The organism is Gemmobacter megaterium, from assembly GCF_900156815.1.
GTDB classification, from domain to species: Bacteria; Pseudomonadota; Alphaproteobacteria; order Rhodobacterales; family Rhodobacteraceae; genus Wagnerdoeblera; species Wagnerdoeblera megaterium.
On record NZ_FTOT01000002.1, the window covers coordinates 377,700 to 404,509 of the forward strand.

26 protein-coding genes are annotated in these 26,810 nt (G+C 65.3%); 9 read left to right on the forward strand and 17 right to left on the reverse strand.

The features are described 5' to 3' along the window. Window position 1: 1 nt before the first annotated feature. Complete coding sequence (locus BW970_RS06325; protein ID WP_076529564.1) at window positions 2-331, reverse strand: Hpt domain-containing protein; 330 nt, start codon at window positions 329-331, stop codon at window positions 2-4. Window positions 332-508: 177 nt separating this feature from the next. Here BW970_RS06325 and BW970_RS06330 point away from each other — a divergent pair, with 177 nt between their 5' ends. Beyond that, window positions 509-1,756, forward strand: coding sequence for a PP2C family protein-serine/threonine phosphatase (locus BW970_RS06330; protein ID WP_076529565.1), 1,248 nt, complete (start codon window positions 509-511; stop codon window positions 1,754-1,756). Here BW970_RS06330 and BW970_RS06335 read toward each other — a convergent pair. Beyond that, window positions 1,745-2,179 carry an NUDIX domain-containing protein gene (locus BW970_RS06335; protein WP_076529566.1) on the reverse strand — a complete coding sequence of 145 codons (435 nt, stop codon included), beginning with the start codon at window positions 2,177-2,179 and terminating at the stop codon, window positions 1,745-1,747. The genes BW970_RS06330 and BW970_RS06335 overlap by 12 nt on opposite strands. A gap of 88 nt (window positions 2,180-2,267) precedes the next feature. Between BW970_RS06335 and hslO the strand changes: the two genes are divergently transcribed. Genes hslO through BW970_RS06350 form a run of 3 tightly spaced genes read left to right on the forward strand, consistent with a single transcriptional unit; the run spans window position 2,268 to window position 5,021 of the window. After that, window positions 2,268-3,266 (forward strand): Hsp33 family molecular chaperone HslO, encoded by a 999-nt coding sequence (gene hslO, locus BW970_RS06340; protein WP_076529567.1) that lies wholly within the window; start codon window positions 2,268-2,270, stop codon window positions 3,264-3,266. Beyond that, window positions 3,217-3,855, forward strand: a complete 639-nt coding sequence (locus BW970_RS06345; RefSeq protein ID WP_076529568.1) for a CoA pyrophosphatase — start codon at window positions 3,217-3,219, stop codon at window positions 3,853-3,855. The genes hslO and BW970_RS06345 overlap by 50 nt, the downstream gene beginning before the upstream one ends. Continuing rightward, complete coding sequence (locus BW970_RS06350; protein ID WP_076529569.1) at window positions 3,852-5,021, forward strand: CCA tRNA nucleotidyltransferase; 1,170 nt, start codon at window positions 3,852-3,854, stop codon at window positions 5,019-5,021. Before BW970_RS06345 ends, BW970_RS06350 begins: the two co-directional genes overlap by 4 nt. 85 nt (window positions 5,022-5,106) lie before the next feature. Here BW970_RS06350 and BW970_RS06355 read toward each other — a convergent pair whose 3' ends face one another. From BW970_RS06355 to BW970_RS06410, 12 genes are all read right to left on the reverse strand, one after another. Then, a complete protein-coding gene (locus BW970_RS06355) occupies window positions 5,107-5,463 on the reverse strand; it encodes a DUF2794 domain-containing protein (protein ID WP_076529570.1) in 357 nt (118 codons plus the stop codon). 47 nt (window positions 5,464-5,510) lie between these two features. Beyond that, window positions 5,511-6,797 (reverse strand): bifunctional folylpolyglutamate synthase/dihydrofolate synthase, encoded by a 1,287-nt coding sequence (locus tag BW970_RS06360; protein ID WP_076529571.1) that lies wholly within the window; start codon window positions 6,795-6,797, stop codon window positions 5,511-5,513. 27 nt (window positions 6,798-6,824) lie between these two features. Further along, entirely contained in the window at window positions 6,825-7,130 is a 306-nt protein-coding gene (locus BW970_RS06365) for a monooxygenase (protein ID WP_076529572.1), read from the reverse strand. An 80-nt stretch (window positions 7,131-7,210) separates the two neighbouring features. Continuing rightward, window positions 7,211-8,137 carry an acetyl-CoA carboxylase, carboxyltransferase subunit beta gene (accD, locus tag BW970_RS06370; protein ID WP_076529573.1) on the reverse strand — a complete coding sequence of 309 codons (927 nt, stop codon included), beginning with the start codon at window positions 8,135-8,137 and terminating at the stop codon, window positions 7,211-7,213. A 169-nt stretch (window positions 8,138-8,306) separates the two neighbouring features. Then, a complete protein-coding gene (locus tag BW970_RS06375; RefSeq protein ID WP_229740457.1) occupies window positions 8,307-9,938 on the reverse strand; it encodes an AMP-binding protein in 1,632 nt (543 codons plus the stop codon). 80 nt (window positions 9,939-10,018) lie between these two features. After that, window positions 10,019-10,429 (reverse strand): RidA family protein, encoded by a 411-nt coding sequence (locus tag BW970_RS06380; protein WP_076529574.1) that lies wholly within the window; start codon window positions 10,427-10,429, stop codon window positions 10,019-10,021. Next, window positions 10,422-10,844, reverse strand: a complete 423-nt coding sequence (locus BW970_RS06385; RefSeq protein WP_076529575.1) for an acyl-CoA thioesterase — start codon at window positions 10,842-10,844, stop codon at window positions 10,422-10,424. Before BW970_RS06385 ends, BW970_RS06380 begins: the two co-directional genes overlap by 8 nt. Then, the gene (locus BW970_RS06390) at window positions 10,841-11,980 is read right to left on the reverse strand and encodes an acyl-CoA dehydrogenase family protein (RefSeq protein ID WP_076529576.1); all 1,140 of its coding nucleotides are present in this window, start codon (window positions 11,978-11,980) and stop codon (window positions 10,841-10,843) included. Before BW970_RS06390 ends, BW970_RS06385 begins: the two co-directional genes overlap by 4 nt. A gap of 89 nt (window positions 11,981-12,069) precedes the next feature. Next, window positions 12,070-12,888, reverse strand: coding sequence for an enoyl-CoA hydratase family protein (locus BW970_RS06395; protein ID WP_076529577.1), 819 nt, complete (start codon window positions 12,886-12,888; stop codon window positions 12,070-12,072). Beyond that, the gene (locus BW970_RS06400; protein ID WP_076529578.1) at window positions 12,885-13,325 is read right to left on the reverse strand and encodes a MarR family winged helix-turn-helix transcriptional regulator; all 441 of its coding nucleotides are present in this window, start codon (window positions 13,323-13,325) and stop codon (window positions 12,885-12,887) included. Before BW970_RS06400 ends, BW970_RS06395 begins: the two co-directional genes overlap by 4 nt. Further along, window positions 13,322-14,062, reverse strand: coding sequence for an SDR family NAD(P)-dependent oxidoreductase (locus BW970_RS06405; protein ID WP_076529579.1), 741 nt, complete (start codon window positions 14,060-14,062; stop codon window positions 13,322-13,324). The genes BW970_RS06400 and BW970_RS06405 overlap by 4 nt, the downstream gene beginning before the upstream one ends. Continuing rightward, entirely contained in the window at window positions 14,059-16,347 is a 2,289-nt protein-coding gene (locus BW970_RS06410; RefSeq protein WP_076529580.1) for a bifunctional salicylyl-CoA 5-hydroxylase/oxidoreductase, read from the reverse strand. Before BW970_RS06410 ends, BW970_RS06405 begins: the two co-directional genes overlap by 4 nt. A 163-nt stretch (window positions 16,348-16,510) precedes the next feature. On the opposite strand from BW970_RS06410, the gene BW970_RS06415 reads away from it, so the two are divergent. Together BW970_RS06415 and BW970_RS06420 are read left to right on the forward strand one after the other, a co-directional pair. After that, on the forward strand, window positions 16,511-17,815 hold the full coding sequence (locus tag BW970_RS06415; protein WP_076529581.1) for a mechanosensitive ion channel family protein: 1,305 nt from the start codon (window positions 16,511-16,513) through the stop codon (window positions 17,813-17,815). Next, window positions 17,812-19,014: a TIGR03862 family flavoprotein gene (locus BW970_RS06420; RefSeq protein WP_076529582.1), complete on the forward strand. Its 1,203-nt coding sequence runs from the start codon at window positions 17,812-17,814 to the stop codon at window positions 19,012-19,014. The genes BW970_RS06415 and BW970_RS06420 overlap by 4 nt, the downstream gene beginning before the upstream one ends. 56 nt (window positions 19,015-19,070) lie before the next feature. Here BW970_RS06420 and BW970_RS06425 read toward each other — a convergent pair whose 3' ends face one another. Then, window positions 19,071-19,766 (reverse strand): glutathione S-transferase N-terminal domain-containing protein, encoded by a 696-nt coding sequence (locus BW970_RS06425; RefSeq protein WP_076529583.1) that lies wholly within the window; start codon window positions 19,764-19,766, stop codon window positions 19,071-19,073. A 156-nt stretch (window positions 19,767-19,922) separates the two neighbouring features. Between BW970_RS06425 and mscL the strand changes: the two genes are divergently transcribed. Together mscL and BW970_RS06435 are read left to right on the forward strand one after the other, a co-directional pair. Further along, a complete protein-coding gene (gene mscL, locus BW970_RS06430) occupies window positions 19,923-20,306 on the forward strand; it encodes a large conductance mechanosensitive channel protein MscL (protein ID WP_076529584.1) in 384 nt (127 codons plus the stop codon). A gap of 444 nt (window positions 20,307-20,750) precedes the next feature. Further along, window positions 20,751-22,622 carry an SLC13 family permease gene (locus BW970_RS06435; RefSeq protein ID WP_076529585.1) on the forward strand — a complete coding sequence of 624 codons (1,872 nt, stop codon included), beginning with the start codon at window positions 20,751-20,753 and terminating at the stop codon, window positions 22,620-22,622. An 81-nt stretch (window positions 22,623-22,703) separates the two neighbouring features. Here BW970_RS06435 and BW970_RS06440 read toward each other — a convergent pair whose 3' ends face one another. After that, window positions 22,704-23,792, reverse strand: coding sequence for a polyheme membrane-associated cytochrome C (locus BW970_RS06440; RefSeq protein WP_083701155.1), 1,089 nt, complete (start codon window positions 23,790-23,792; stop codon window positions 22,704-22,706). 132 nt (window positions 23,793-23,924) lie between these two features. Between BW970_RS06440 and BW970_RS06445 the strand changes: the two genes are divergently transcribed. Further along, window positions 23,925-25,391, forward strand: a complete 1,467-nt coding sequence (locus tag BW970_RS06445) for a ferredoxin reductase family protein (RefSeq protein WP_083701156.1) — start codon at window positions 23,925-23,927, stop codon at window positions 25,389-25,391. 67 nt (window positions 25,392-25,458) lie between these two features. Here BW970_RS06445 and BW970_RS06450 read toward each other — a convergent pair whose 3' ends face one another. Continuing rightward, the gene (locus BW970_RS06450; RefSeq protein ID WP_076530176.1) at window positions 25,459-26,769 is read right to left on the reverse strand and encodes a tetratricopeptide repeat protein; all 1,311 of its coding nucleotides are present in this window, start codon (window positions 26,767-26,769) and stop codon (window positions 25,459-25,461) included. Between the last annotated feature and the right edge of the window lie 41 nt (window positions 26,770-26,810).

The following is a 26,810-nucleotide window of genomic DNA, read 5'->3' on the forward strand; positions in this document are numbered from 1 at the left end:
ATCACGCGGGGCGCTGGTCCAGACCATCCAGGAACGTTTCGCGCGACTCTTCGTAGACGATGACGATCGAGGGGATATCCACCTCATGCGCGCGGCCTTCGGCCGCCATCCGCTCCCCGTTCTGGCACATCTCGCCCAGAGCCTCGAAACCCAGATTCAATGCGCTGCCCTTGAGAAAGTGCATGTCGCGTTCGACATTGCCCGGATCCGGCGTTTCCCGAAAGCGGGACACCACCTCGTCCACCTCGTCAAGAAACAACGCAACAACCTCCATGAAGCTGTCGGCACCGACCTCATCCCGCAGGGTGGTCACTCTTTCCCAATTGATCATCTTGAACCTCCTGCACCGCGCTGCCGATATAAGACTCACCCTCAGACACGGGCGTTGCACGGTGGAGAATGGTCCCCGCACCGCCCGGTTTCAACTGCAATTTTAACGTTCACCGTGCCTTAACACCCTGGGGCGAATGCTTGCCGCGTTGAATTGGGGGTGATTGTGTCGGCAGATATGGGGCAGGCGAAAGCCGGGGATGAGGGCAGGCAGCGCGTGCTGATCGTCGATGACAGCCGCGCCCAACGGGTGTTGCTGCGGGCGTCGCTGACGCGCTGGGGCTATGATGTGGCAGAGGCTGCGGCAGGGGACGAAGCCCTGGCGCTGTGTCAGCGCGAACACTTCGACATCATCCTTTCGGATTGGGTCATGCCGGGGCTATCCGGGCCGGAATTCTGCCGCGCCTTTCGCAATCTGCCGGGCGAAGACTACGGGTACTTCATCCTTTTGACCTCCAAGTCCGAAAAGGACGAAGTCGCCCTGGGCCTGGATGCCGGGGCCGACGATTTCCTGTCCAAGCCGGTGACTCCGGCCGAACTGCGCGCCCGGATGCGGGCGGGAGAGCGGTTGATCGGAATGCACCGCGCCTTGCGCGACAACAACCGGCTGCTGGGCGCCGCACTGGACGAATTGCGCGGTGTCTACGATTCGCTCGACCGCGACCTGATCGAGGCGCGCAAGCTGCAACAATCGCTGGTCCGGGACCGCCACCACGATTTCGGCGCCGCCCGGATCGCATTGATGCTGCGGCCCTCCGGGCATGTCGGCGGCGATCTGGGCGGGTATTTTCCGCTGGCCCCCGGCAAGCTGGCGTTCTTTTCGGTGGATGTTTCAGGGCATGGCGTGGCCTCTGCCATGATGGCGGCGCGGCTGGCCGGAATGCTGTCGTCCAGCTTTGCCGATGGCAATATTGCCTTGTCCTATGATTCCGGCGCCTTGCGGGTATTGCCCCCCGAAACCGTGGTCGAACGCCTGAACCGCCTTGTGCTGGAGGTGATGCAGGTGGATCAGTATTTCACCTGTGTCTACGGCGATGCCGATCTGCGCAGCGGGCATATCCGCATGGTGCAGGCAGGCCACCCCCACCCCCTGCTGCTGGAGGCTTCGGGCAGCATCCGCGCATTGGGGCATGGAGGGTTGCCCGTTGGGCTGGTGCCCGGCGCCACATGGGACCGTCTGGACCTGCGGCTGACGCCTGGCGACCGGCTGTTCCTGATGACCGATGGCCTGACCGAATGCCGCGACCCCGAGGACAGGGAGCTTGGCGAAGCAGGGTTGATAGCCCTTGTCCGCCAACATCTTGCGCTATGCGGCGAGGATTTTCTGGATGCGCTGCAACACGATGTCGAGGCATGGGGCGGCGGCGGCGACCCGGCAGACGATATCTCTGGCCTGCTGCTGGACTGGCGCGGCTCAGACCAGTGAGGCCATGAACAGGCGATCCCCCGGATTTCCCAGGATCTCGGCCGCCTGGCGCGGCGTGGCCCAGATCGCGGAATGCCCCGGCTCGCTTGGTAGCCCCAGGCGCAGGATGGGCCGCGCAAGATAGATCGTGCACAGCTTTTCCGCCCACAGATCGTATTCCGGCATATAGGTGAACCGCCGGAACGCCCCCAGCCGCCGCACGACTTGCATGGTCCAGCCGGTTTCCTCGCGCACCTCGCGGTGAAGCGCCGGCAGCGGCTGCTCGCCCGGATCAATGCCGCCGCCGGGCAACTGCACCTCGGGCCAGGGGGCCTGTTGATGGGTCAGCAGCACCCGGTCACCCCGCATCAGAACGGCATAGACACCCGCGCGGCGGGTATAGCGGCGGCCCGGCTCGGGCGGCTGGTCGATACGGCGGATCATCACGGCCTCTTGGCTGCGGCGGCTGATCGCCTATATACAGGCCAACATTCCCACTGCGCCATGCCCAAAGGCCGGCAAGGAACCCCCGATGACCACCAATACCACACCGATCTGGGACGACAGCGTCCTGCCCTTTCAACTGGACCGTGCCGATGTGCGGGGCCGTGTCGCGCGGCTGGACGGTGCGCTCAACACCATTCTGGGCCAGCACAACTACCCCCCCGCCATCGAGGCGCTGGTGGCCGAAGCCGTTTTGCTGACCGCGCTGATCGGCCAGACCATCAAGCTGCGCTGGAAACTCAGCCTTCAGGTCCGCGGCAAAGGCCCCGCCCGTCTGGTGGCGACCGACTATTACGGACCAACCGCCGATGGCCAACCGGCCCGGATCCGCGCCTATGCCAGCTATGACAAGGACATGCTTGACCCGACGGGTCCGGCCTTTCCTCAGATCGGCGAAGGCTACTTTGCCATGCTGCTGGATCAGGGCGCCGGAACGACGCCCTATTCCGGCATCACCCCGATTGCGGGCGGCTCGCTTGCAAGCTGCGCCGAGGCGTATTTTGCCCAGTCCGAGCAACTGCCGACCCGCTTTGCGCTCAGCTTTGGCCAGTCCCAGTTGCAAGGCCAGCGGGCAGGCTGGCGCGCGGGTGGCGTCATGTTGCAACAGATGCCCAAAGCCTCGCCGCTCGCCGGAAATGTGGGGGGATCGGGCCAGGACGGTCTGCTGACGGCGCAGGATCTGCTGCATGGCGAAGACGGCGAACACTGGCAGCGCGCCAACATCCTGCTGGATACCGTCGAAGAGCTGGAGCTGATCGGCCCCGGCGTCTCGCCCGACCGGCTGCTCTACCGCCTGTTCCACGAGGAAACGCCGCGCGTCTTTCCAACCCAGCCGGTGAATTTCGGCTGCTCCTGTTCGGCCGACAAGGTGCGCAACAGCCTGTCGATCTATTCGGCCAAGGACATCCGGCACATGACGACGCCCCAGGGCACCGTTACCGCCGATTGCCAGTTCTGCGGCGCGCATTACGTGCTTGATGCGGCAACGGTCGGATTCGAGGCCAAAAAGGAGGCGCCGGGTGCCTGATGCGCTGGAGCGGCTGCGCCGGGCGCTTGGCGATCCTGCGGGGGAATCGTCCGACTATGACCTGAACCCCGGCAACGCCCCGCCCGAGGGTCGCGTGCTGCGCCCCGCCGCCGTTCTGGTCGCATTGACCGAAGGGGCGGCAGGGCCGGATCTTGTTCTGACCAAGCGGTCATCGGCGCTGCGTCACCATCCGGGGCAGATCGCCTTTCCCGGTGGCAAGCAGGATCCGGGCGATCCGACCCCCGAAGCCGCCGCGCTGCGCGAGGCGCAAGAGGAAATCGGTCTGGATCCCCGGCAGGTCGAACTGCTCGGCCGGATGCCGGCCCATGAAACCGTGACGGGTTTCATGATCACGCCGGTGATCGGCCGTATTCGCGGCCCCTTTCGGCCGATCCCCGAGGCAGGCGAGGTGGAGGAAGTGTTCCGCGTGCCCTTCGCCCATGTGATGGATCCGGCGCGCTTCCGCATCGAACGGCGGATCTGGCAAGGCCAGTGGCGCGCCTATTACACGGTTCCATGGGGCCCCTATTACATCTGGGGCGCGACGGCGCGCATCCTGCGCGGTCTTGCCGGGCGGCTGCGCCCGTGAAGATCACGGGCGACTGGCTGGCCCAACCGGGCACCCGCGCCCTGTGCATCGCGCTGGAACAGGCGGGGCATCAGGCGCTGTTCGTGGGCGGCTGCGTGCGCAACGCGCTTCTGGGCGAGCCGGTATCCGACCTCGACCTTGCCACTGACGCCACGCCGCCGCAGGTGATCGACATTGCGACCGCCGCCGGGCTGAAGGCCGTCCCGACCGGCATCGCACATGGCACGGTGACAGTCGTCGCCCATGGCATCCCGCACGAGATCACGACCTTTCGCCGCGATGTCGAGACCTTTGGCCGCCACGCCACAGTGGCCTTTTCCCGCCGGATCGAAGACGATGCCGCGCGGCGCGATTTCACCATGAATGCGCTCTATGCGCGCATCGACGGAACCGTTGTCGACCCGTTGAACGGTCTGCCAGACCTGCGGGCGCGCCGCCTGCGGTTCGTCGGCGACGCCCATGCCCGCATTGCCGAAGACTACCTGCGCATCCTGCGGTATTTCCGCTTTCACGCCTGGTATGGCGATGTCGCACAGGGGCCGGATCCCGACGCTCTGGCAGCCATCACCAGCCAGCAGGACGGGCTTGACCACATCTCCCGCGAACGCATCGGGCACGAGATGCGCAAGCTGCTGGCCGCCCCCGATCCGGCACCATCGGTTGCCACGATGCAGGCAACGGGCATCCTTGGGCGTATCCTGCCCGGCACCGATGCCCGTGCCCTTGCCCCGCTGGTCCACCTTGAGGCAGATCGCCCTGTGCGCTGGCAGCGCAGGCTGACGGCACTGGGTGGCCCGGATCCCACACCCGCCCTGCGCCTGTCGCGCGCCGAAGCGGCCTGCCTGCACCACATCCGCCAGGCCATGACGCTCCCCCTGGTCGAGGCCGCCTGGCGCCTTGGCGCCGCTCCGGCCCTTGATGCGGCGCTCCTTTCCGCGGCTACCCTTGGCACGCCGCTGCCTGATGGGCTGGAAACCCGCATCGCACAGGCTGCTGCCGCATGCTTTCCGCTTCGCGCTGCGGATCTGCCGCCGACGCTGCGGGGCCCTGCCATCGGTGCTGCGCTGAAACAACTGGAATCGCGTTGGATCGCTTCGGATTTCTCGCTGACGCGCACGGAGCTGCTGGCCAGCCTGCGGCCGGACGACGCCCCCCCTTCGCTCTGATCCAAAGTCCTGCGGGCGAAGCGGTCCGGTTGCCCTGATGCGGATCGCATCGGGGGCAAGCCCCCGCTTCGCGGTCGCAGGCGGGCTACATATCCCGATCCACCGACCGTATCATCTTGCGCTCAAGCACACGCAGCACATGTGGCAGTTCGTGCCCGCGCCGCATGATCTGCCCTTCGGCACCGATCACGGCATACTGGCCCTGCTTCAGGCGCAGCTTTGGTCGCTTTTCGATGCGATAGACCGGGGTTTCCGCCGTCCGCCGAAATACCGAAAACACGGCCACATCGCGCAGGGTTGAAATGCCGTAATCCCGCCACTCCCCCGCAGCGACCATCCGTCCGTAGATCGACAGGATCTGGCCCAACTCGTGCCGGTCAAAGCTGACCACTTCGGTCAGTCGCTCTGGCAGCGGAAAGGGTATGGGGCTGTGTTCCGTCATGGTCCTGTCATGTTACCCCGCCTTTCGGCGGGATCAATGACAAACCTTCAGCCGTTTTCGCGCAGGACCGATCCTGCCAGATACAGCGACCCGCAAATCACCACGCGCGCCTGCGGCTGATCGGCCAGAATTGCGGCCAGCGCCTCGGCCACGCTGCCCGCCACCCTGGCCGCGATTCCCACGCCCAGGGCGGCGGCTTCGGTTTCCGTCGCGGCCAGGGTTGCCTTTTCGCCGGGGATCGACACCGCTTGCAGCGACGACAGATGCGGTGCCAGCGGGCGCAGAAAGCCCGAGACATCCTTGGTGTTCAGCATTCCACAGATCGCATGGGTCGGGCGCACAGGCATCGCGGCCAGGGTGGCGGCCAGCGCCTCGCCCGCTGCCGGGTTATGCCCGCCGTCCAGCCACAGCTCTGCCTGTGGCGCGGCCTCGACCAGCGGCCCGTGCCGCAACCGCTGCATCCGCGCTGGCCAATAGGCGCGGGTGACGGCCGCCTCATAGGCCGCCTCGGGCATGTCCAGATGGCGCAGCACCGCCAACGCGGCCCCGGCATTGTCAATCTGGTGCGGCCCCGGCAGGTTGGGCAGCGGCAAATCCAGCAACCCGTTCTGGTCCTGAAACACCAGCCGGTCGCGTTCGCGCCAGCTTTGCCAGTCGCGGTTGGCGACGATCAGCGGCGCACCGATGGCCTCGGCCTGCGACTCGATGGCCTCCAGCCCTTCGGCGGTTTGCGGACCGACCACGCAAGGCACGCCGGGCTTCAGGATGCCCGCCTTTTCGCCGGCAATCTCCCGCACCGTTTCGCCCAGATATTGCTGATGGTCCAGCGATACGGGGGTGATCACACAGACCGCCGGTGCCCGGACAACGTTCGTCGCATCGAACCGCCCGCCCAGGCCCACCTCCAGCAGCAGGTAATCGGCAGGCGTCCGGGCAAAGGCCAGAAAGGCCGCGCAGGTGGTGATCTCGAAATAGGTGATCGGGTCGCCGGCGTTGGCGGCCTCGGTCTCTTCCATCAGGGCGGTCAGGTCGGGGTCAGAGATCAGCTCCCCTGCCACCCGGATACGTTCATGAAACCGCGCCAGATGCGGCGAGGTATAGGCGTGACAGACCTTTCCCGCTGCCTCCAACCCGGCTCGGATCATCGCCTGGGTGCTGCCCTTGCCGTTGGTTCCCGCCACATGGATCACCGGGGGCAGCGCCAGATCGGGGCGGCCCATACGGTCCAGCAGCACCTGCATCCGGTCCAGCCGCAGGTCGATGATCTTCGGGTGCAAGGACATCAGCCGTTCAAGAACGACGTCCGACCCGGCAAGGGCGGGGGTGCTGGTCATGGCAGGGTCTTTCTGCTGCGGTCCGGGTCAGAGAGGCGCGCGGGTGATCGCCGACAGATCCGCGTTCACATCAAAGCTGTGCGCCACGATGCCGGTGACGCCAAACGAGGCCAGCCGGGCAGAATGCTTGTCCCGATAGGCCGCTGCCGCGTCCGGATTGTCAAAGACATAGATGCCCCCTGCCCGCCCGTCGGCCGCGTTCTCGGTCCAGATCTTCCAGACCAGTCCCGGCTCTGCCGCGATATCCTGCGCAAGACCGCCCAAGGCTTCTGTCATGCCTGCGCCCCAGGGCCCGGCAAACGGGAAATCGAACTGAACCAGCGTGAGGGCCATGGTTTCATCCTCTGAATGACCGCGACGGGCGCAGGATAGCCGGAGGATACCCCGGCTGGAAACGGAATCTGTCGGGCCGGTCAGCTTGCAGCCGGGGCCTCGGGCGCGGCCTCGACGGGTGCCGGCGGCGGCTGGGGCAATTCCCCCTTGATAGCGGGGGGCTGGCCGGTCAGCATCCGCAGGATCGTGACCAGTTCATCCCGCAATGCCTTGCGATGTGTCACGCGGTCCAGCATTCCGTGGTCCAACAGATATTCGGCGCGCTGGAAACCCTCTGGCAGCTTTTCGCGGATGGTCTGCTCGATCACGCGCGGCCCGGCAAAGCAGATCAGCGCGTTCGGCTCGGCAATCTGGACATCCCCCAGCATGGCATAGCTGGCCGTCACACCGCCCGTGGTGGGGTGGGTCAGCACAACGACATAGGGCAACCCCGCCTCTTTCAGCATCTCGATGGCCACTGTCGTCCGCGGCATCTGCATCAGCGACAGAATCCCCTCCTGCATCCGGGCGCCACCAGCCGCCGCAAACACGACAAAGGGCCGCTTGAGCTCGACCGCGCGACGTGCACCGGCAATGAAGGCATTGCCGACATACATGCCCATGGAGCCCGCCATGAATGCAAAATCCTGCGCCGCAGCCACGACGGGGGTGCGCAGCACCTCGCCTTCGGCCACCAGCATCGCCTCTTTCTCGCCGGTGGCTTTCTGCGCCGCCTTCATCCGCTCGGGGTACTTTTTCTGATCCTTGAAATGCAGCGGATCGGCCAGCGGCTCGGGCACCTTGATCTCGACGAAGATACCGCCATCGAACAGCGCCTTGAAACGGTCGCGCGGGGTGATCGCCATATGATGATCACAGTTCGAGCAGACGTTCAGATTGTCGGCAAGTTCGCGGTGGAACAGCATCGTCCCGCATTCGGGGCACTTGGTCCACAGATTCTCGGGCACTTCGCGGCGCGAGAACAGCGAGTTGATCTTGGGTCGGACGTAGTTGGTGATCCAGTTCATCGCGGGCCCTCGAGTAGCGGGATGGAGCCCCGCAGATAAGCCGTAGGGCCGGGAAATGCAATCGCAGCGAAGGCCATGGCGCAGAAGGCGGGGGTTTTACCCCCCGCACGGCCCGGCTCGGGGAACCGGGCAGCCGCCCCCCGCAGCCTATCGGGGCCAATGCGACGGATCAGTCACCCTTGCGCAGCAGGAAACGTTGAATCTTGCCGCTGGCGGTTTTCGGCAAGTGCCCCACGAAATGGACCCGCCGGGGGTACTTGTAGGGCGCGATGGTTGCCTTGACGTGATCTTGCAGGATCTTCACCTCTTCCGGGCCGGGCTCGACACCCTGGGCCAGCACGACATAGGCCGAAACAACCTGACCGCGCGCATCGTCGGGTTCGCCAATGACGGCGCATTCCAGCACATCGGGATGTTTCAGCAGCGCCGCTTCGACATCGGGACCAGCGATATTGTAGCCTGCACTGACGATCATGTCGTCATTCCGGGCGGCAAAATGGAAATAGCCGTCCTGATCCTGCCAGAAGGCATCGCCCGTCAGGTTCCAGCCGTTCTGGACATATTTCAACTGGCGATCATCGGCCATGTAGCGGCAGCCGATCGGGCCGCGCACCGCCAGCCGCCCGACCTCGCCGCGCGGCATCTCGTTGCCCTCTTCGTCAACGATTCTGGCCTGATAGCCCCGCAAGGGTTTGCCTGTGCAGGCCGGGCGATGGTCGCCAAAGCGGTTGGAAATGAAGATGTGCAGCATCTCTGTCGCCCCGATGCCATCCAGCATCGGCTTGCCCGTGCGCTTCATCCATTCCTCATACACCGGACCGGGCAGCGTTTCGCCCGCGCTGACAGCGGCGCGCAGCGACGACAGGTCGGCCCCTTCCTTCATCGCCTTGATCATCACGCGGTAGGCGGTGGGGGCGGTAAAGCAGATGGTCGCCTTGTACTGCTGGATCAGGTCGATCAGATTGGGGGGCGAGGCGTTTTCCAGCAGGCAGGCAGCCGCGCCGAAGCGCAGCGGGAACACCGCCAGCCCACCCAGACCGAAGGTAAAGGCCAGCGGCGGCGATCCGACGAACACATCCTCGGGCGTGGGGTTCAGCACCTCTTTGGCATAGGCATCCGCGATGATCAGGATATCGCGGTGAAAATGCATCGTCGCCTTGGGGTGGCCCGTGGTGCCCGAGGTGAAGCCCAGCAGCGCCACGTCATCGCGTCCGGTTTTCACCGCATCGAACCGCACGGATTTCTTCAGCGCCGCGCGGTCCAGTTCGGCATCGTGGTTCGCCGTGCCGTCAAAGCCCACGACGGTATGCAGATGCACCGAACCCTTGGCACATTCCACCATCTCGTCCATCAGCCGGGAGTCGCACAGCGCCACGCCGATTTCGGCCTTGTCGACGATCTGGGCCAGCTCGCCCGCGCGCAGCATGGGCATGGTGTTCACCACCACGGCGCCGGCCTTGGTCGCAGCCAGCCAGCAGGCCACCATCGCCGGGTTGTTGGCCGAGCGGATCAGCACCCGATGGCCGGGCTTGACGCCGTAATCCTCGACCAGCGCATGGGCGAGGCGGTTGGTCCAGTCGGCCAGTTCCTTGTAGGTGCGCATCCGGCCATTGCCGATCAGCGCGGTATGGTCGCCAAAGCCCCGTTCGACCATGCGGTCGGTCAGTTCCACCCCGGCATTCAGCCATTCGGGGTAGTCAAACCCCTCCATCAGCAGCTCTGGCCACTGGTCGAGAGGGGGCAGATTATCGCGGGTGAAGGTATCGACATGCCCCGAAGGGCCCAGCACATGGCCAGTCATTGGTGTCTCCCGGTTTGGTCGGCCTCTGACGGGCCATTGTAGGACAGGCGCCCCGGACTGGCCGGGGCGCTGAAAGAGTGTCAGTCAGGGATAACGGCAGTTGCCTCGATTTCCACCTTGGCACGGTCCTCGACCAGCGCCACGACCTGCACCAGCGCCATGGCGGGGAAATGTTTGCCGATGGTGTCGCGATAGGCGCGGCCCACCTCGCGCATCCCGTCCAGATATTCGCGCTTGGAAGTGACATACCAGGTCAGCCGCACGATATGCTCCGGCCTGCCGCCAGCCTCGGCCAGCACGGTGACGATATTGTCCAGCGTCTGGCGGACCTGGCCGGCGAAATCGTCGGTCTCGAATTCCTGCTGGCCGTTCCAGCCGATATGGCCGCCAAGGAACACCATCTTGCCGCGCGCGGCCACGCCATTGGCATAGCCGACCGCAGGCTTCCAGCCCTTGGGGTTAAGGAACTCATGCGGGCTTTGCTCAGCCATCTTGGCCTCCTGTCTGGAGCATGTCTTGCAGTTTCATCCGGATTTCCTCGGGCCAGGGCGCCGCCTTGCCGTCGTCGATCCAGACCAGTGTATTCTCTGTGATCAGCCGCACCTCACCTCCCACGGCCGCCGTGATCCGGACTTTCACGCTCGACCGGCCCACGGACAGCACCTCCAGCGTGAAGGGCACCTTGTCCCCCAGCCGCGACGGCGCCATGAAGTTGCAACTGATCGAGACAGTCGGCACGCCATTATGCTTGCCGCCCGTGTGCATTCGGGCAAAAGACCAGCCGACGTGATCCTCGAAGAAATTCTCGACGACCGAATTGATCATCTCGAAATAGCGCGGATAGAACACGATTCCCGCCGGATCGCAGTGGTTGAACTCGATCGGAACGATGCGGGTATAGCTCATGCGTCCAGCGCCGCCCGCGCGATCACCACCTTCTGCACATCGGTCGCGCCCTCATAGATGCGCAACGCGCGGATCTCGCGGTACAGGCTCTCGACGACAAAGCCCTTGCGCACCCCGTCGCCGCCATGCAGTTGCAGCGCGGTGTCGATGACGCGCTGCGCGGCCTCGGTCGCGTTCAACTTGGCCATCGCCGCTTCGCGGCTGACCCGCGGGGCGCCCATGTCCTTGGTCCAGGCGGCGCGATAGACCAGCAGGGCGGATGCATCGACATCCAGCGCCATGTCGGCGATATGGCCCTGCACCATCTGCAACTCATGCAGCGGCGCGCCGAACAACTGCCGCTCCTTGACCCGCGCCAGCGCCTCGTCCAGCGCGCGGCGGGCAAAGCCCAGGGCCGCCGCCCCCACGGTGGACCGGAACACATCCAGCACCGACATGGCCACCTGGAACCCCCGCCCCGGCTGGCCGATCATCGCGCTGGCCGGCAAGCGGATATCGTTGAACCGCAGATGCGCCAGCGGATGCGGCGCGATCACCTCGATCCTCTCGACGATCTCCAGTCCAGGGGTGTCTGCGGGCAGCAGAAAGGCCGACAGCCCCTTGGCCCCCGGCGCCTCGCCCGTGCGGGCAAAGACGACATACAGATCGGCAATCCCGCCATTGGAAATATAGGTCTTTTCGCCGTTGAGGACAAAGCCGTCGCCGTCCCGAACCGCCGTGGTCGCCGTGCGCGCAACGTCGGACCCCGACCCCGGCTCGGTCAGGGCAAAGGCCGAAATCGCCCTGCCCGCCCGTGTCTTGTCCAGCCAGCCGCGCTGCTCGGGCGTGCCGAACAGCGACACCGCCCCCATCCCCAGCCCCTGCATGGCAAAGGCGAAATCCGCCAGCCCGTCATGCCGCGCCAAAGTCTCGCGGATCAGGCACAGGCTGCGCACGTCCAGGCTTTCGCCTTCGCCCGCGCCGGAATGCGTCAGCCATCCGCCCTGCCCCAGCATCGCCACCAGCGACCGACAGGCGGCATCGGTATCTGAATGATCCACATGCAGATGGTCCGCACACCAGGCATCCAGCCCCTCGGCCAGTTCGCGGTGCCGGTCCTCGAAGAACGGCCAGTTCAGAAAGCTACGATCTGCCATCATCTTGCTCCAAATACCCTCGGGGGATTTTCAAGGGGGCGCGAGCGCCCCCTTGAAGCGGGGTGCGGGGCGGCAGCCCCGCCGCCCCCTCAGTTCCCTTCGAACACCGGCTTTTCCTTGGCCACAAAGGCATTGTAAGCCCGCACGAAATCCTGCGTCTGCATACAGATCGCCTGGGCCTGCGCCTCGGCCTCGATGGCCTGTTCCAGCCCCATGTTCCATTCCTGGTTGATCTGGGTCTTGGTGATCCCATGCGCGAAGGTCGGGCCGGCGGCAATGCGGCCGGCCAGCTTCATCGCCTCGGCCTCCAGCGCCTCCGCGGCATGCAGCGCGTTCCAGAAGCCCCAGCGCTCGCCCTCATCGGCGCTCATCACCCGGCCGGTATACAGCAATTCGGCCGCCCGGCCCTGGCCGATGATACGCGGCAGCATGGCGCAAGCGCCCATGTCGCAACCGGCCAGGCCGACGCGGGTGAACAGGAAGGCGCATTTCGCATCCGGCGTCGCCACCCGCAGATCCGAGGCCATGGCGACAATCGCGCCGGCGCCCACACAGATGCCGTCCACCGCCGAGATGATCGGCTTGCCGCAGCCGATCATCGCCTTGACCAGATCGCCGGTCATGCGGGTAAAGGCCAGCAGTTCCTTCATGTTCATCTTGGTCAGCGGGCCGATGATCTCGTGCACATCGCCGCCCGAACAGAAATTGCCCTGGTTCGAGGCGAACACCACCACATCCACATCGGTCGCATAGACCAGCTTGCGGAAGGTATCGCGCAGTTCGGCATAGCTTTCGAACGACAGCGGGTTCTTGCGCTCGGGCCGGTTCAGGCGGACGGTGGCAATGCGGTCCTTGACCTCCCACAGAAAATGCTGCGGCGTCAGGCCCGCCATCTCGAATTCGGTCATTCCTTCTCTCTCCCCATGCGTTTCAGGATCGCGGTCAGCGCATCCAGATCGGCCTCGTCCACATGCTCGAAGATGCGGCTCAACTCGGCCTCATGCCCTGCGGCCCAGACCTCGAAGACCCGGCCGCCTTCCTCGGTCAGCGCGACATAGACGGTGCGGCGGTCGGTGGCCGAAGGCGAGCGTTTGACCAGCCCGTCCTTTTCCAGCCGGTCCACCACCGTCGTCGCATTGCCGTTCGAGACCAGCAACATTCGGCTGAGCTCGCTCATCGTCACCCCGTCGCGGCGGCGCCACAGCGCGGCCATCACGTCAAAGCGCGGCAGCGTGGTATCATGGGTCACGCGCAGATATTCGCGCAGGCCCCCTTCGGCGGCGCGGGTCACGCCCAGCAGCCTGATCCACATCTTCAACCGGCGCTTTGACAACGGGTCCGTCATACCTCACCCCCGGCAATCGCAATCGACTGTCCGTTCATGGCATCGGATCCCGGCCCGCACAACCACAAGGCGGCAGACGTCACCTCGGCGGGCTGCACAAGGCGACCCTGCGGGTTGGTGGCGGTCAATGCGCCCAAGGCATAGGCGCGGTCCTTGCCGGTCTTGTCCATGATGTTGGCGATGGACCGCTCGGTCATTTCCGTGTCCAGAAAGCCGGGGCACAGCGCATTCACCGTGACCGGCTTTTTCGCCACCTCTTGCGCGACGGAACGGACCAGCCCCACCACGCCATGCTTGGCCGCCGCATAGGGCGCGACATAGCCATAGCCCTTGAGCCCCGCGGTCGAGGCCACGGCGATCAGCCGACCCCAGCCAGAGAATTGCCGCAGCCCTTCGCGGAATGTCAGGAAGGTGCCGGTCAGGTTGACTGCAAGCATGGCGCTCCAATGCTCCATCGTCACCCGGCCCAGCGGCGCGCTGTCCGAGGCCCCGGCATTGGCGATCACGATGTCACACGGCCCGGCCTGTTCGAACATCGCCTTGACGCTGGCCTCGTCCGTCACATCTGCGGTGATGGCGCGGGCACCCGGCAGGGCCCCCGCAACCTGTTCCAGCGGCTCGGCACGGCGGCCTGTCACCACAACCTCGGCCCCGGCTGCGGCAAAGCCGCGCGCCAGATCGGCCCCCGTTCCGGTGCCGCCCCCGGTGATCAGAACCCGCTTGCCTGCCAGTATCATGCCCTCAACACCTCTTGCTGCCGTTCGCGCAGACGATACAGCAGATCGCGCCCGCCCTTGTAGGGTTTTGGCCAGTCGCTGGCCTGATCGCCCTGTTCGGCCGCCGCGTGCAGCGTCCAGTAGGGGTCGGCCAGGTGCATCCGCGCCAGCATGACCAGATCGGCCCGACCCGCCATCAGGATGCCATTCACCTGATCCCAGTCGCTGATATTGCCCACCGTCATCGTCGGCATGATGCCTTCGTTGCGGATGCGGTCGCTGAACGGGGTCTGGAACATGCGGCCATAGACCGGCTTTTCGGCCGGATCGGTCTGGCCCGACGACACGTCGATGATGTCGGCGCCCGCGGCACGGAACGCCTTGGCGACCTCGACCGCCTCTTCCGGTGTCACGCCGCCATCAATCCAGTCATGGGCCGAGATACGGACCGACATGGGCTTGGCCTCGGGCCAGACCGCGCGCATCGCGCTGAACACCTCCAGCGGATAGCGCAGGCGGTTTTCCAGCGACCCGCCGTATTCATCGTCCCGCGTGTTGGTGATGGGCGAGATGAAGGCCGCCAGCAGATAGCCGTGGGCGGCGTGCATCTCGATCATGTCGGCGCCGGCGCGGTCGGCCATCTGGGCCGCGGACACGAATTGCGCCTTCACCTCGTCCAGATCGGCCTTGTCCATTGCCTTGGGCGTCTGGCTTGTGGGTTTGTAGGGGATCGCGCTGGCCGACATGATCGGCCAGTTGCCAGAGGCCAGCGGCGCGTCGATCCCGCCGCCGTCCCATGGCACACAGGTCGATGCCTTGCGCCCGGCATGGCCGATCTGGATGCAGAACTTCGCCGTGGTTTCCGTATGGATGAAGTCGGCCAGCCGCGTCCACGCCGCCTCATGTTCGGGCGCATAGAGCCCCGGACAACCCGGCGTGATGCGGCCCACATCCGACACGCAGGCCATTTCGGTATAGACCAGCCCCGCGCCACCCTTGGCGCGTTCGGCATAGTGGATCAGGTGCCAGTCGGTCGGGCAGCCATCCACGGCCTTGTATTGCGCCATCGGCGACACGACGATGCGGTTTTTCAGATCCATGTCGCGCAGACGGAACGGTGCGAACATCGGGCGGCGGCCCGTCTGCCCCCCGGCCTGTTCCTGGAACCAGTCTTCGGCGGACGCCAGCCATTCCGGGTCGCGCAGGCGCAGGTTTTCATGGCTGATGCGCTGGCTGCGGGTCAGCAGCGAATAGGCAAACTGGGTCGGGTGCATGTCGAGATACCGCTCGACCTGTTCAAACCATTCCAGGCTGTTGCGCGCAGCCGATTGCAGGCGCAGCACCTCGACGCGGCGCTCGTCCTGATACCGCTGGAAGGCCGATTGCATGTCGGGTTCCGAATGCAGGTATTCGGCCAGTGCGATCGCACTGTCAAACGCCAGCCGCGTGCCAGAGCCGATCGAGAAATGCCCGGTCGCCGCCGCATCGCCCATCAGGACGACGTTTTCATGATACCACTTTTCGCAGATCACGCGCGGGAACTGGATCCAGACCGCCGAGCCGCGCAGATGCGCCGCGTTCGACATCAGGTCATGGCCGCCCAGATGCGATTCGAAGATCTTGCGGCAGGTCTCGACGATCTCTTCTTTCGACATCTGCTCGAACCCCCACTTGTCCCAGGTCTCGGGAAGGGTTTCGACGATGAAGGTCGCCGTATTGTCGTCGAACTGGTAGACGTGGGCCCACATCCAGCCGTGTTCGGTCTTTTCGAAGATGAAGGTAAAGGCGTCGGCAAATTTCTGGTGGGTGCCCAGCCAGATGAATTTGCATTTGCGCACGTCGATATCCGGCTTGAACACATCCTTGTATTCACTCCGCACCAGGCTGTTCAGCCCGTCGCAGCCCACCACCAGGTCATATTCCTTGCGGTATTCCTCGGCGGCCTTGAACACGGTCTCGAATTGCAGGACCACGCCCAGTTCGCGGGCGCGCTGCTGCAACAGGATCAGCATCGCCTTGCGACCGATCCCGGCAAAACCGTGACCGCCAGAGACCGACCGCACGCCATTGTGCACCGTTGCGATATCGTCCCAGTACGCAAAGCTGGACCGGATCGCCTCGGTAGAGACGGGGTCGTTCTTCTGCATACGGCCCAGTGCATCGTCCGAAAGCACGACGCCCCAGCCAAAGGTATCGTTCGCCTTGTTGCGTTCCAGCACGGTCACATCGTGCGAGGGGTCACGCAGTTTCATGGAAATGGCGAAGTACAGACCGGCAGGGCCGCCGCCGAGGCAGAGAATCTTCATCGGGTTCCTCCGAGTGGCGCGTTATGGAGATCAGGCTAGCAATGCGGTGAATATATTTCAATCTTAAAATTTCGATCTTCAAGATTACTGTTTTTCCCTGTGAATGGCTTGCCAGACAGAGGTTTCTTTGCAATTGCGCAGCCACGACAGGTAGGGGACCAGTATGGAATTCGAGCCGGAATTCATCGAGAACGTCATGAGTCACATCCAGCCGGTGCTGGACCTTGCGGTAAGCTGGCTGACCAGCCCGGCGGCCTGGTCGCAGTTTGCGCTGCTGGTGGTGGCCTGGCTGATGGCCCGTCTGGTGACGCGCCGGATGCAGCCGCATCTGGCGGCCTTGCTGACCCCGGCCCCCGGCGCCACCCACATTCTGGCCCCGACAATGGTGTTTTTGCGCAGCCTGCTGCCGCTGCTGATGCCCTTGCTGGCCTTTCTGTTCACGGCCGTGGGCGAGGAACTGACCCGCTCGCTGTTCGGATCTGGCGCCGTGATCGCCTTTGGCAAACGGATCTTCCTGTTCGTCGCGGCCCGTATCCTTGTCGAACAGGTGCTGACGGATCGCTTTCTGCGGACGATGGGGCGCTATGTCCTGTTGCCGATCATGGCAATCTACATGGTCGGTCTGCTGGAGCCGGTGTCCGAACGGCTCCACGCCATCCGCGTGGAACTGGGCGACATCCGGTTTACCCTGATGGGTCTGATCCGCGGCCTGATCGCCGGGGCGCTGCTGTTCTGGGCGGGGTCGTGGTCCACCCGCCAGTCAGAAACCTACATCAAGCGGCAAGAAGAACTGCGCCCTGCCACCCGCGAACTGGCCTCGAAAGCGGCGCAGATCGTGATCTTCGGCACCGCCTTCCTGATCCTGATGCAGATCATGGGCATCGACCTGACCGCCATTGCCGTTCTGGGCGGGGCGGTAGGCGTCGGCATCGGGCTGGGCCTGCAACAGATCGCCGCGAACTTTGTTTCTGGCGTGATCCTGTTGCTGGAAGGTCAGACAACAGTCGGCGACTATGTCGAACTCGATGACGGCCAGGCCGGCACCATCATCAAGATGACCGCCCGCGCCTGCATTCTGCAAACTGTCGATGGTCGCTGGATCGTGGTGCCGAACGAGAATTTCATCACCTCGCGCGTGGTGAACTATTCCGACGCAGGGACCGCGCACCGCTACGAAGTGGAGTTTTCGGTCGCCTATGAAACCGACATCCACCGCGTGCCCCCGCTGATCGAGGCGGCGGTCCAGACGCTGCCTTTCGTGTTGTCCGATCCCGAACCTGTCGAATGCGAATTGCGCGGGTTTGGCGACAGCGCGGTGAACTTCGGGGTCGAATTCTGGGTGAACGGTATCGAGGATCTCACCGACAAATACCAGTCGCAGGTGCTGTTCGCCGTCTGGGATGCGCTGAAGGCCGAAGGCATCCAGATGCCCTTCCCGCAGCGTGTGATACATATGGCCAAGGCATGACAACAGCCCTCGTCATCGGCGCTGGCCCGGCCGGGCTGATGGCGGCAGAGGAACTGGCCGGGGCGGGTTGGTCCGTCGTTGTGGCCGAAGCAAAACCCTCGCCCGCCCGCAAGTTCCTGATGGCGGGAAAATCCGGTCTCAACCTGACGCGGGACGAACCGCTGGCGGATTTCACGGCCCACTATTCCCAAGGTGCGGCGTGGCTGGCGCCCATGCTGGCCGCCTTCGGGCCCGATCAGGTGCAGGGCTGGGCGCGAGGGTTGGGGCAAACGGTGTTCACCGGCTCTACCGGCCGGGTGTTTCCGGTCGAGATGAAAGCCTCGCCCCTGCTGCGCGCCTGGCTTGCACGGCTGGCCGGGCGTGGCGTGGCGCTGCGCACCCGCTGGCGGTGGACCGGATTTGACGGCGGCGCCTTCGCATTCGATACGCCGGACGGCCCGCAGCTTCTGACACCGGCGCGCACCGTGCTTGCCCTGGGCGGCGCCAGTTGGGCCAGGCTTGGGTCAGACGCCGCCTGGGTGCCCGTGCTGGCACAGGCCGGGGTCGAGATCGCGCCCTTTCGCGCGTCGAACGCCGGTCTGGTCGTCCGTTGGTCCCCGCATATGACCCGCCACTTCGGCGCGGCGCTCAAGGGCATACGGCTGACCGCTGCCAGCCTTGCCAGCCGGGGCGAAGTCACGATCTCGGCCCGTGGGCTGGAGGGCGGCGGGCTGTATCCGCTGACCCCGGCGCTACGCGACAGCGCGCCCCTGACGATAGACCTGCTGCCCGACATCCCCCCCGACACGCTTGCGCAACGCCTGAGCGGGCGCGGCAAGGACAGCCTGGCCAACACCCTGCGCAAGGCCGCTCTCGATCCGGCCAAGAGTGCGCTGGCACAGGAATGCGCCCGCCCCTTGCCCACCGATCCCGCCGCCCTTGCACGGCGGCTCAAGACCCTGCCAGTCCCGTATGACGGCCTCCGCCCGATGGACGAGGCGATTTCCACGGCTGGCGGCATCCGGCAGGCTGCGGTGGACGGCGGGCTGCAACTGCACGCCCTGCCCGGCGTCCATGTCGCAGGCGAAATGCTTGACTGGGATGCCCCGACGGGCGGATACCTTCTGACCGCCAGCCTTGCGACGGGTCGCTGGGCGGGGCGGGCCGCCGCAGGGCGTTCGCCCACCGCGCGCCCGTGCCCTTATCCGGGCGACGTCTAGGGAAAGCCCCTTGCGCGTTTGGGGGGGGCGAGGGGGCAGCCCCCCCGCCGCATGGGCTACCCGCGCGCGGGCTGTAGCAAACCGCGCTGCACCGCCGGTCGGTCCAGAAACCGCTCCAGATAGGCCGGGACATTCTGCAAGGCCCCCCATCCGGCGATATCGCCCGCCTTGTAGAAATCGCGCAATGTCCGCAACCAGGGCGCAATCGCCATATCCGCAATGGAATATTCGCCCGCCACCCAGTCACGCCCGGCAAGTTGCCCGTCGAGCACCTTCAGCAGGCGCTCGGCCTCGGCGCGGAAACGTTCCTTGGGACGCGGATCCTCGATTTCCTTCCCGGCGAAATGGTGGAAATACCCCAGTTGACCGAACATCGGCCCGAGGCCACCCATCTGGAACATCAACCACTGGATCACCTCGTAGCGCTGCCCCTCCGGCAGAAAGCGACCCGCCTTATCCGCCAGATAAATCAGAATCGCCCCGCTTTCGAACAGCGCCAGCGGCCGCCCGCCCGGACCGTCAGGGTCAAGGATCGCCGGGATCTTGTTGTTGGGGTTCAGGCTGAGAAACTCGGGGGACATCTGGTCGTTGTTGCCGAAATCCACCACATGCGCGTCATAGGCCAGACCGCATTCTTCCAGCATGATCGAGACCTTCACCCCGTTGGGCGTTGGCAGGGAATACAGTTGGATCACGTCGGGCCGACGCGGCGGCCAGCGGCGGGTGACGGGAAAATCGGCAAGCACGGTCATGGCAGGCTCCTTCGCGGTTCCGGTTCGTGCTACCTGTAAATTCCCCGTGAAAAAAGCGCGAACCCTGTGCAATAGTGCCTTCGGACCTGTGCGCATGGATCGCCCCTGCGCATTGCGGGCCAGATCACACTCGCGGGGACAGGACAGGGGACTGGAATGCTGGACGAATTCAAGAAATTCATCATGCGCGGCAATGTCATGGATATGGCAGTCGGCATCATCATGGGCGCGGCCTTTACCGCCATCGTCACCTCTCTGGTCGACGACCTTGTCAATCCGCTGCTTGGCCTGGTGATCGGCGGGATAGATTTTTCCCAGATCAGCGTCGGGCTGGGTGACGCACAGTTCATGATCGGCAATTTCATCAATGCCATCATCAAGTTCCTGTTGATCGCCTGGGTTGTCTTCCTGCTGGTCAAGGGCTTGAACACCATGAAGGACCGCGCCTTCCGCAAGGAAGAGGCCGCCGCACCGCCCAAGGGCCCGACCGCCGAAGAGTTGCTGGCCCAGATCCGCGACGAACTGCGCGCCCAGCGCTGACATTGCCTTGCGCCTGACCACGCGGACCGCCGCGGGTCAGGCGCCACCCGGCCCGAACCGACCTGTCACGCCGCGCTTCGCCAGCCTGCCCTCGGATCGGGACGCGGAACTGGCGCACTCACCTTCCGGCATTCGATCATGGGGATCGGGGGCGGGCCGCCCCGCGCAGATGCTGCGCGAACGATGGCGCCATTCAGGTGCACCGGCCGCCGGCCTGACCGCATCGCACCGTGAGCGGAGAATGGAAGGCGCCGCCCCCGGAAATCCGATACCCTCCATATTTCAGCGCATTGCCGGAACAGCCGATGCATTGGGGCATCTCGTGCAATTCATTGATCCGCCGCCAGGGACACGACACCTTGCGATCATCGGGGCGCGTTTCCTGTTGTGACGGAATGGCGGCTCTGATCTTGTCAGACCCGACCCAGCACCCGGATCGTTGTCATGACCACTGCACAAATCCTGATCTTTGGCATTCTCGTTGCAACCATGGCGCTGTTCCTGTGGGGGCGGTTCCGCCACGACATGGTGGCCCTTGCGGCCCTGCTGGCCTGTGTGCTGGCCGGGCTGATCCCGGCAGAAGAGGCCTTCGTCGGGTTTGGCCATCCGGCCGTGATCACCGTCGCTTGTGTACTGGTTCTCAGTCAAGGATTGCAGAACACCGGGGCCGTGGACTGGATGGCGCGCGCCCTCCTGCCGCGCGAAGCCGGGCGACTGACGAGTATGGCCGCCCTGATGGGGCTGGGCGCCGCCCTTTCGGGATTCATGAACAATGTGGGGGCCATGGCGCTGCTGATGCCGGTTGCCGTGCAACTCTCGGGCCGCCTGAACTTGACACCGGGGCAGATCCTCATGCCGCTGGCCTTCGGAACCATCCTTGGCGGCATGACGACGTTGGTCGGCACCCCGCCAAACCTGATCGTTTCGGGATTTCGGGCCCAGGCGGGCCTGGGTCATTTCGGAATGTTCGATTTCGCCCCGGTCGGCGTTGCGGTGGCGGTGGCGGGCACCATCTTTGTTGCCCTGATCGGCTGGCGCCTGGTGCCGGCACGCAAATCCGCGACCGGCGAAGGGTTCGACACGGGAACCTATCTGACCGAAGTGCGCGTGCCGGAAAACAGCAAAGCCGTCGGACTGACCCTGCGCGCCTTCGAGCGCGAAATAGATGCCAGCGACGCGCAGATCGTGGGGCTTGTGCGCAACGATGTCCGCATGACCGCCCCGCATGGCGGCCGCCGCATCCGGGCCAATGACATTCTGGCGCTGGATGCCGATGTTGACGCGCTGGCCGAGACGCTCTCGGTATTCGACATCACGCTGGAGGAACTGGGCTCCTCCTCGCAGGGCGAAAGCGCCGAGACCGAAGGCCAGGACGCTTCTGCGGACCGCCAGCAGGGCGGGGACGGAGCTAAGGAAAAGGACACAGGGCAGCCCGCGCCGAAACCCGCCGAACGCGACGAAGACATCGTGTTGCGTGAACTGGCCGTTCTGCCGGGGTCGAACATCGTCGGTCGCTCGGCGCGCGGAATGCATTTGCGCACCCGCTATGGGCTGAACCTGCTTGCCGTGTCGCGCGCAGGCACACCGCCCCGAGAACGGCTGGGGTCGTTGCCGCTGGCATCGGGAGATCTGTTGCTGATGCAGGGCCCGGCCGAAGCCATTGCCGAATTCATCAATGATACCGGGTGCGTACCGCTGGGAGAGCGTGAGTTGCGCCTTCCGGAGCGGCGGATGGCGATACTCGCGGGGGCGATCATGCTGGGCGCGGTCGGCATCGTGGCGCTTGGCCTGCTGCCAGCGGCGCCGGCATTCATGCTGGGCGTGCTGCTGTCCATGTTGCTGCGCACCGTGCCGCCGCGTCAGGTCTATTCGGCCATCGACTGGCCGGTGATCGTGCTGTTGGCGGCGCTGATCCCGGTGGCAGGCGCGATGCAGACCACAGGCGCCGCAGACCAGCTGGCGCAATTTCTGGTCGGAACGATTGCCCAGGGCAATGCCATCGCCGCGCTGACCGTGGTATTGATCACCACGATGTTCCTGTCGGACGTGATGAACAACGCCGCCACGGCGGCGGTGATGTGCCCGATTGCCATTGGAATCGCCTCCGCACTTGGCGTCAACGCCGACAGCTTTCTGATGGCGGTGGCCATCGGGGCCTCTTGTGCGTTCCTGACCCCGATCGGCCACCAGAACAACACATTGATCCTGGGGCCCGGTGGCTTCCGGTTTGGCGATTACTGGAAACTGGGATTGCCGCTGGAGGGGCTGGTCATCCTTGTCAGCGTGCCGCTGCTGCTGATCATCTGGCCCTTGTGACCCTACGCTTTGGCAGGCCATGGCCTGCCCGAGGCTCCGGCCCGGCCCGACGGCACAGAGGACCGCGGGCCGCGCCCGCACTCAGGGCCTGCGGACGCGCCGCATATCCAGTGTCACCTGCTCTGACAGGTTTTCCAGACTGTCATGCAGAAGTTGCAGGATGTAGGTTGGATTGTGCACATAGCCGCCGGGATCCTTCATGGCGACCTGATAGTTGTACGCGGCTTTCAGCAAGCGGGGCGTCCAGCTCTGATAGCGATTGGGAAAGATCGCCTCGTCCGGGCCAATCTGGCCATCCGCGTTGGTGTCGTTGAAGAAATAGGGAAACGTACCGTTGGCATAGCCTATGGGCGCGCGCGCAACCGTGGCGGCATAGCTCTGGATCGCGGCATACAACCGGGCGTGCAACCCCAGGATCTCGGAATGTACCCCACCGGCCGCAGAGCCGTCGCCGTCAAAATCGCCGTGGCGTGTGCGGATATCCCGGAGGCTGGTCACCCCACGGTGGCACGACAGGCAGCCATCGGTGGCCACCTGGGTGGTATGAGGATCATGGCAGGCCACACAGCTATTGGCACTGGGCACATGGGCAAACCGACCGGCATAGCTCTTGCCGGGGTAGTGAAAGCCGCCCCGCACATCGGCCCCGTGCATCACGGCCGCGGCCACGCCATAGTGCACGTTCAGGAACCCAAGCTGCGAGGATACCGCATCTTCGTCCAGGCCCTGGGTGGCCGTGATCACATTATCCCCTGCCTGCCGCCCCTGATGGCACACCGTGCAGACCGCCGACGGGCCAAGACCGGCGACAGTCTCGCCAGACGGAAAGCCCACGCGGTCCAGCGCATGGGCGGCGGCGGTATGACAGGACGCGCAGCCGATCGGCGCATTGATGGCCGCCGGGTGATCCACCACGCCGGGGGCACTGCCATCCGCCCCCAGCCAGTCAATGAACCCCGGCTGGGAATGACAGGCCGCACAGGCCACTGGCACTGCGCCGTCCTTGTTCCAGTAGGTGAACGACAGCGAACTGTAATCGCCATGCGGCGAAGCCAACCAGCGTTCGACCAGCTTTGGCAGATCCGCCTCGTGCTGCGACGCCACGGGCGACGCCATCCCGAGGCCCACAGCCAGGGCACACACCACGCGCAACAGGCTGGACAATGACATCGCTGATCTCCTCCGGTTCTGTCGGACAGGCGAACATTCTGCCTGAATGCAGGTTTCATACCTTGATCAGGGTCAATGTGAGATACCGTGGGCGTGCTACCCTGCGCCTCGGCAACGTCGACGGATGGATAAATGAAACCGGATCTGCCCGCACGCGCCCGCACGGGGCACAAGCCCCGCCTGCATCTGACGGGGCCGCGCTTGGCCGGGATCTATCTAGCGGTGTGCCTGCTGCCGCTGGGCGTGGCGGCAACGCAAGATGTTGCTCCGCCGGACACCTGGGAACGGGCGGCGGCGGCGCTGGGGCTGATCGCCCTTGTCGCCATGGCAATCCAGTTTGTCACATCCGGCCGGTTCGAAAGCGTCTCGGGCCGACTTGGTATCGACAAGGTGATGGCGTTTCACAAGATCGCCGCCTGGTGGGTGCTGATTGCTGCGGTGCTTCACCCGCTGGCCTATGTGCTGCCCACCTGGCTTGACGCGCCCGACCTGGGGGGCGAGCGGCTGGCCGCCTACCTGACCTTGCCGCACTATCGGTCAGGGGTCGTGGCGCTGGCCGCGCTGCTGGCGCTGGTCATCACCTCCGTTCTGCGCGACCACCTGCCCTGGCGCTACGAGATCTGGCGGGCGGTTCACGTCATACTGGCCCTTCTGGCCGTTGGTGGCGGGCTGCATCATGCAATTTCTGCCGGGCGCTTCAGCGCCACAGGGCCGCTCAACGCAGCCTGGTGGGTAACGGGTCTGCTCGTCGCGCTCGTCATCGCCATTCTATATGTGTGGCGTTGGGCGCGGCTGCACGGGCGGCCCTGGCGCCTGGTCTCTGTCACCAGACTTGCAGATCGGCTGTGGGAGCTCGACATTCAGCCCGCGCCGGGCACCCCGGCCCTCGACTATGCGGCAGGTCAGTTCGTCTGGATGACCGAAGGCCGACGCCGGTTTCCGCTGTTTGACCATCCGTTCTCGATTGCGGACAGCCCGCTGCGGCCGGGGCTGAGCCTGATCGTCAAGGAAGCGGGCGATTTCACCCGGACCATCGGCGCGCTGCCCCCCGGAACCGCCATCGGCATCGACGGACCCTATGGCGAATTCACGCTGGAGGCCCACCCTGGCAGCGCGGTTCTGCTGGTGGCGGGCGGGGTCGGCATTGCCCCCGTCATGGGGCTGCTGCGCGATCTGGTGGCCCGGCGCGATCCGCGACCAGTGCGCCTTGCCTATGCGGCGGGTGCCCCGGCGAACTTTGCCTGCCTGCCAGAGATAGAGGCGGCGAAAACCGTGCTTGATCTGCGGGTCTTGCTGGTCAGCGAAACCGATGGCCCAGGCTGGGATGGCGAACTGGGCCGCCTGTCCGACCAACGGCTGCACCACCTGTTGGCCGGGCTGGAGCTGGATCAGACAGTGGCCCTGATCTGCGGCCCCGGCGCGATGGTGACAGCGGTGTCCGACGCACTTGTGTCGTTGGGGCTGCCGATGAATCAGGTGGTCTATGAACGCTTCGACTACACAGGCGGCGCATCCCGGCAGGATCGGCGGCGTGCCTTGGGATTTCTGACCATCGGCGCAGTGCTGGCCTGTGCCGTGGCAGGATTTTCCGCGCTCTGACAGCATCCATCTGCTGGCGTCGCGTCGCCACCGGCCTATGTGCGCCCCCCGCCTGCCGACCCGGCGATCATGCCTCGCGCAACGCCACCGCGCGGCGCAGGAAGCTGCGGTTCACCGGGGAATGCGGGCGTGTCGCCAGACGCTCGCGTGCAAGTGCCTCTGCAAGGCCCGGCATCCGCCCACGTATCGCGGTCTCGGCCAGGGTCCAGTCGATGACATCGCGCTGTGCGTGGCTGCCACCAAAACCGCCAGAGATATGGCGTGCCTGCATCAGGCGATCTGCGGCGAGGTCATAGTCGCCCCGGCGGAATGCGATCACGCCTTCGACCAGTGGCAGGCCATAACGGCGCATCCAGCCAGCCGCCTCGCTGTCGCCCGATGCCCCGGACAGCAACCTCCCCGCACGATCAAACCGGCCAGCCCCGACATGCGCCATGGCCGCGTGGAGATCGTTGAACGCATAAAAGCCGGGGGCCTCGTGCCCTTCCCATTTGTCGGACAGCTCCTCCCAGCGCGTGCCGACATCCGCCCCCTGCATCTCCAGCCGCCACAACAGGGCCGCCCCATCGGCAAGCGGCAAGGCCAGCCCCAGTCCGCCACGGCGCACCGGCCCGTCATATAGCGCCAATGCCCCGGCGATGTCGTCGGTCTCGATATGGCACAAGGCGCGGTGCCACCAGTTGTGCACCTGAAGGTTGTCGTCGTCCGATGCCCAATAGGGCTCGCGCGCGATCATCCAGCCAAGACCATCCTGGGGGCGCCCCATCATTTCCATCACATGGGCAACCGCATGATGCGCCCATGAATCGCGTGGATCGCGCTCCACCGCCTCGCGCCCGAGGTCTTCGGCACGCGCATAATCGCCCGCCTCCTCAAAGCCAAAGGCGGCCATGCCCATCACCCAGCTTTCTCCGGGCACATCACGCCACAGCGGCAGCACACGCGCCACCCGATCCCGCAAGGCCCGCGCATTGGCGCTGAAGAAGTCGATCAGATGCCCCGATTGCAGCGCCAGCAGGTCATGCGGCATCTCTGCCTGCCAGCGTTCCAGGACAAGCCCTGCCGACGTCCAGTTGCCTGCCAGCAACCGCGCCAGCGCCTCGCCGTGCGCCGCTTCGCGCTTGCCGCCCGCCAGCGCCTGCGCCCGCGCAACGAAGTCACGCGCCATCGCCGTTGCGCCGGGTTCGGTCGCAAGCCCGTAGAGCCAGGCCTTGGCCAGCCACAGCATCGCGCACTCCGGTGCCGCAGCAATACCCCGGTCAAGCGCGGCCACAGGATCGCCGTGATAGGTGGCATAGGCGCGCAAAGCTTCATCGAATGCCACCACCGCGGCCGGGTTTGCCCCCAACAGCGGATTGCCCTGAAGATCCTGCGCCATGCCCATCTTGGTCCCGTCCCGTATCGCCATCCGCCCGCACG

Excerpts from the sequence above, each read along its gene's own strand:
- BW970_RS06325 (WP_076529564.1), bottom strand. The coding sequence starts at position 331 with ATGATCAATTGGGAAAGAGTGACCACCCTGCGGGATGAGGTCGGTGCC.
- BW970_RS06330 (WP_076529565.1), top strand. The coding sequence starts at position 509 with ATGGGGCAGGCGAAAGCCGGGGATGAGGGCAGGCAGCGCGTGCTGATC.
- BW970_RS06335 (WP_076529566.1), bottom strand. The coding sequence starts at position 2,179 with ATGATCCGCCGTATCGACCAGCCGCCCGAGCCGGGCCGCCGCTATACC.
- hslO (WP_076529567.1), top strand. The coding sequence starts at position 2,268 with ATGACCACCAATACCACACCGATCTGGGACGACAGCGTCCTGCCCTTT.
- BW970_RS06345 (WP_076529568.1), top strand. The coding sequence starts at position 3,217 with ATGCGGCAACGGTCGGATTCGAGGCCAAAAAGGAGGCGCCGGGTGCCT.
- BW970_RS06355 (WP_076529570.1), bottom strand. The coding sequence starts at position 5,463 with ATGACGGAACACAGCCCCATACCCTTTCCGCTGCCAGAGCGACTGACC.
- BW970_RS06360 (WP_076529571.1), bottom strand. The coding sequence starts at position 6,797 with ATGACCAGCACCCCCGCCCTTGCCGGGTCGGACGTCGTTCTTGAACGG.
- BW970_RS06365 (WP_076529572.1), bottom strand. The coding sequence starts at position 7,130 with ATGGCCCTCACGCTGGTTCAGTTCGATTTCCCGTTTGCCGGGCCCTGG.
- accD (WP_076529573.1), bottom strand. The coding sequence starts at position 8,137 with ATGAACTGGATCACCAACTACGTCCGACCCAAGATCAACTCGCTGTTC.
- BW970_RS06375 (WP_229740457.1), bottom strand. The coding sequence starts at position 9,938 with ATGACTGGCCATGTGCTGGGCCCTTCGGGGCATGTCGATACCTTCACC.
- BW970_RS06380 (WP_076529574.1), bottom strand. The coding sequence starts at position 10,429 with ATGGCTGAGCAAAGCCCGCATGAGTTCCTTAACCCCAAGGGCTGGAAG.
- BW970_RS06385 (WP_076529575.1), bottom strand. The coding sequence starts at position 10,844 with ATGAGCTATACCCGCATCGTTCCGATCGAGTTCAACCACTGCGATCCG.
- BW970_RS06390 (WP_076529576.1), bottom strand. The coding sequence starts at position 11,980 with ATGGCAGATCGTAGCTTTCTGAACTGGCCGTTCTTCGAGGACCGGCAC.
- BW970_RS06395 (WP_076529577.1), bottom strand. The coding sequence starts at position 12,888 with ATGACCGAATTCGAGATGGCGGGCCTGACGCCGCAGCATTTTCTGTGG.
- BW970_RS06400 (WP_076529578.1), bottom strand. The coding sequence starts at position 13,325 with ATGACGGACCCGTTGTCAAAGCGCCGGTTGAAGATGTGGATCAGGCTG.
- BW970_RS06405 (WP_076529579.1), bottom strand. The coding sequence starts at position 14,062 with ATGATACTGGCAGGCAAGCGGGTTCTGATCACCGGGGGCGGCACCGGA.
- BW970_RS06410 (WP_076529580.1), bottom strand. The coding sequence starts at position 16,347 with ATGAAGATTCTCTGCCTCGGCGGCGGCCCTGCCGGTCTGTACTTCGCC.
- BW970_RS06415 (WP_076529581.1), top strand. The coding sequence starts at position 16,511 with ATGGAATTCGAGCCGGAATTCATCGAGAACGTCATGAGTCACATCCAG.
- BW970_RS06420 (WP_076529582.1), top strand. The coding sequence starts at position 17,812 with ATGACAACAGCCCTCGTCATCGGCGCTGGCCCGGCCGGGCTGATGGCG.
- BW970_RS06425 (WP_076529583.1), bottom strand. The coding sequence starts at position 19,766 with ATGACCGTGCTTGCCGATTTTCCCGTCACCCGCCGCTGGCCGCCGCGT.
- mscL (WP_076529584.1), top strand. The coding sequence starts at position 19,923 with ATGCTGGACGAATTCAAGAAATTCATCATGCGCGGCAATGTCATGGAT.
- BW970_RS06435 (WP_076529585.1), top strand. The coding sequence starts at position 20,751 with ATGACCACTGCACAAATCCTGATCTTTGGCATTCTCGTTGCAACCATG.
- BW970_RS06440 (WP_083701155.1), bottom strand. The coding sequence starts at position 23,792 with ATGTCATTGTCCAGCCTGTTGCGCGTGGTGTGTGCCCTGGCTGTGGGC.
- BW970_RS06445 (WP_083701156.1), top strand. The coding sequence starts at position 23,925 with ATGAAACCGGATCTGCCCGCACGCGCCCGCACGGGGCACAAGCCCCGC.
- BW970_RS06450 (WP_076530176.1), bottom strand. The coding sequence starts at position 26,769 with ATGGCGCAGGATCTTCAGGGCAATCCGCTGTTGGGGGCAAACCCGGCC.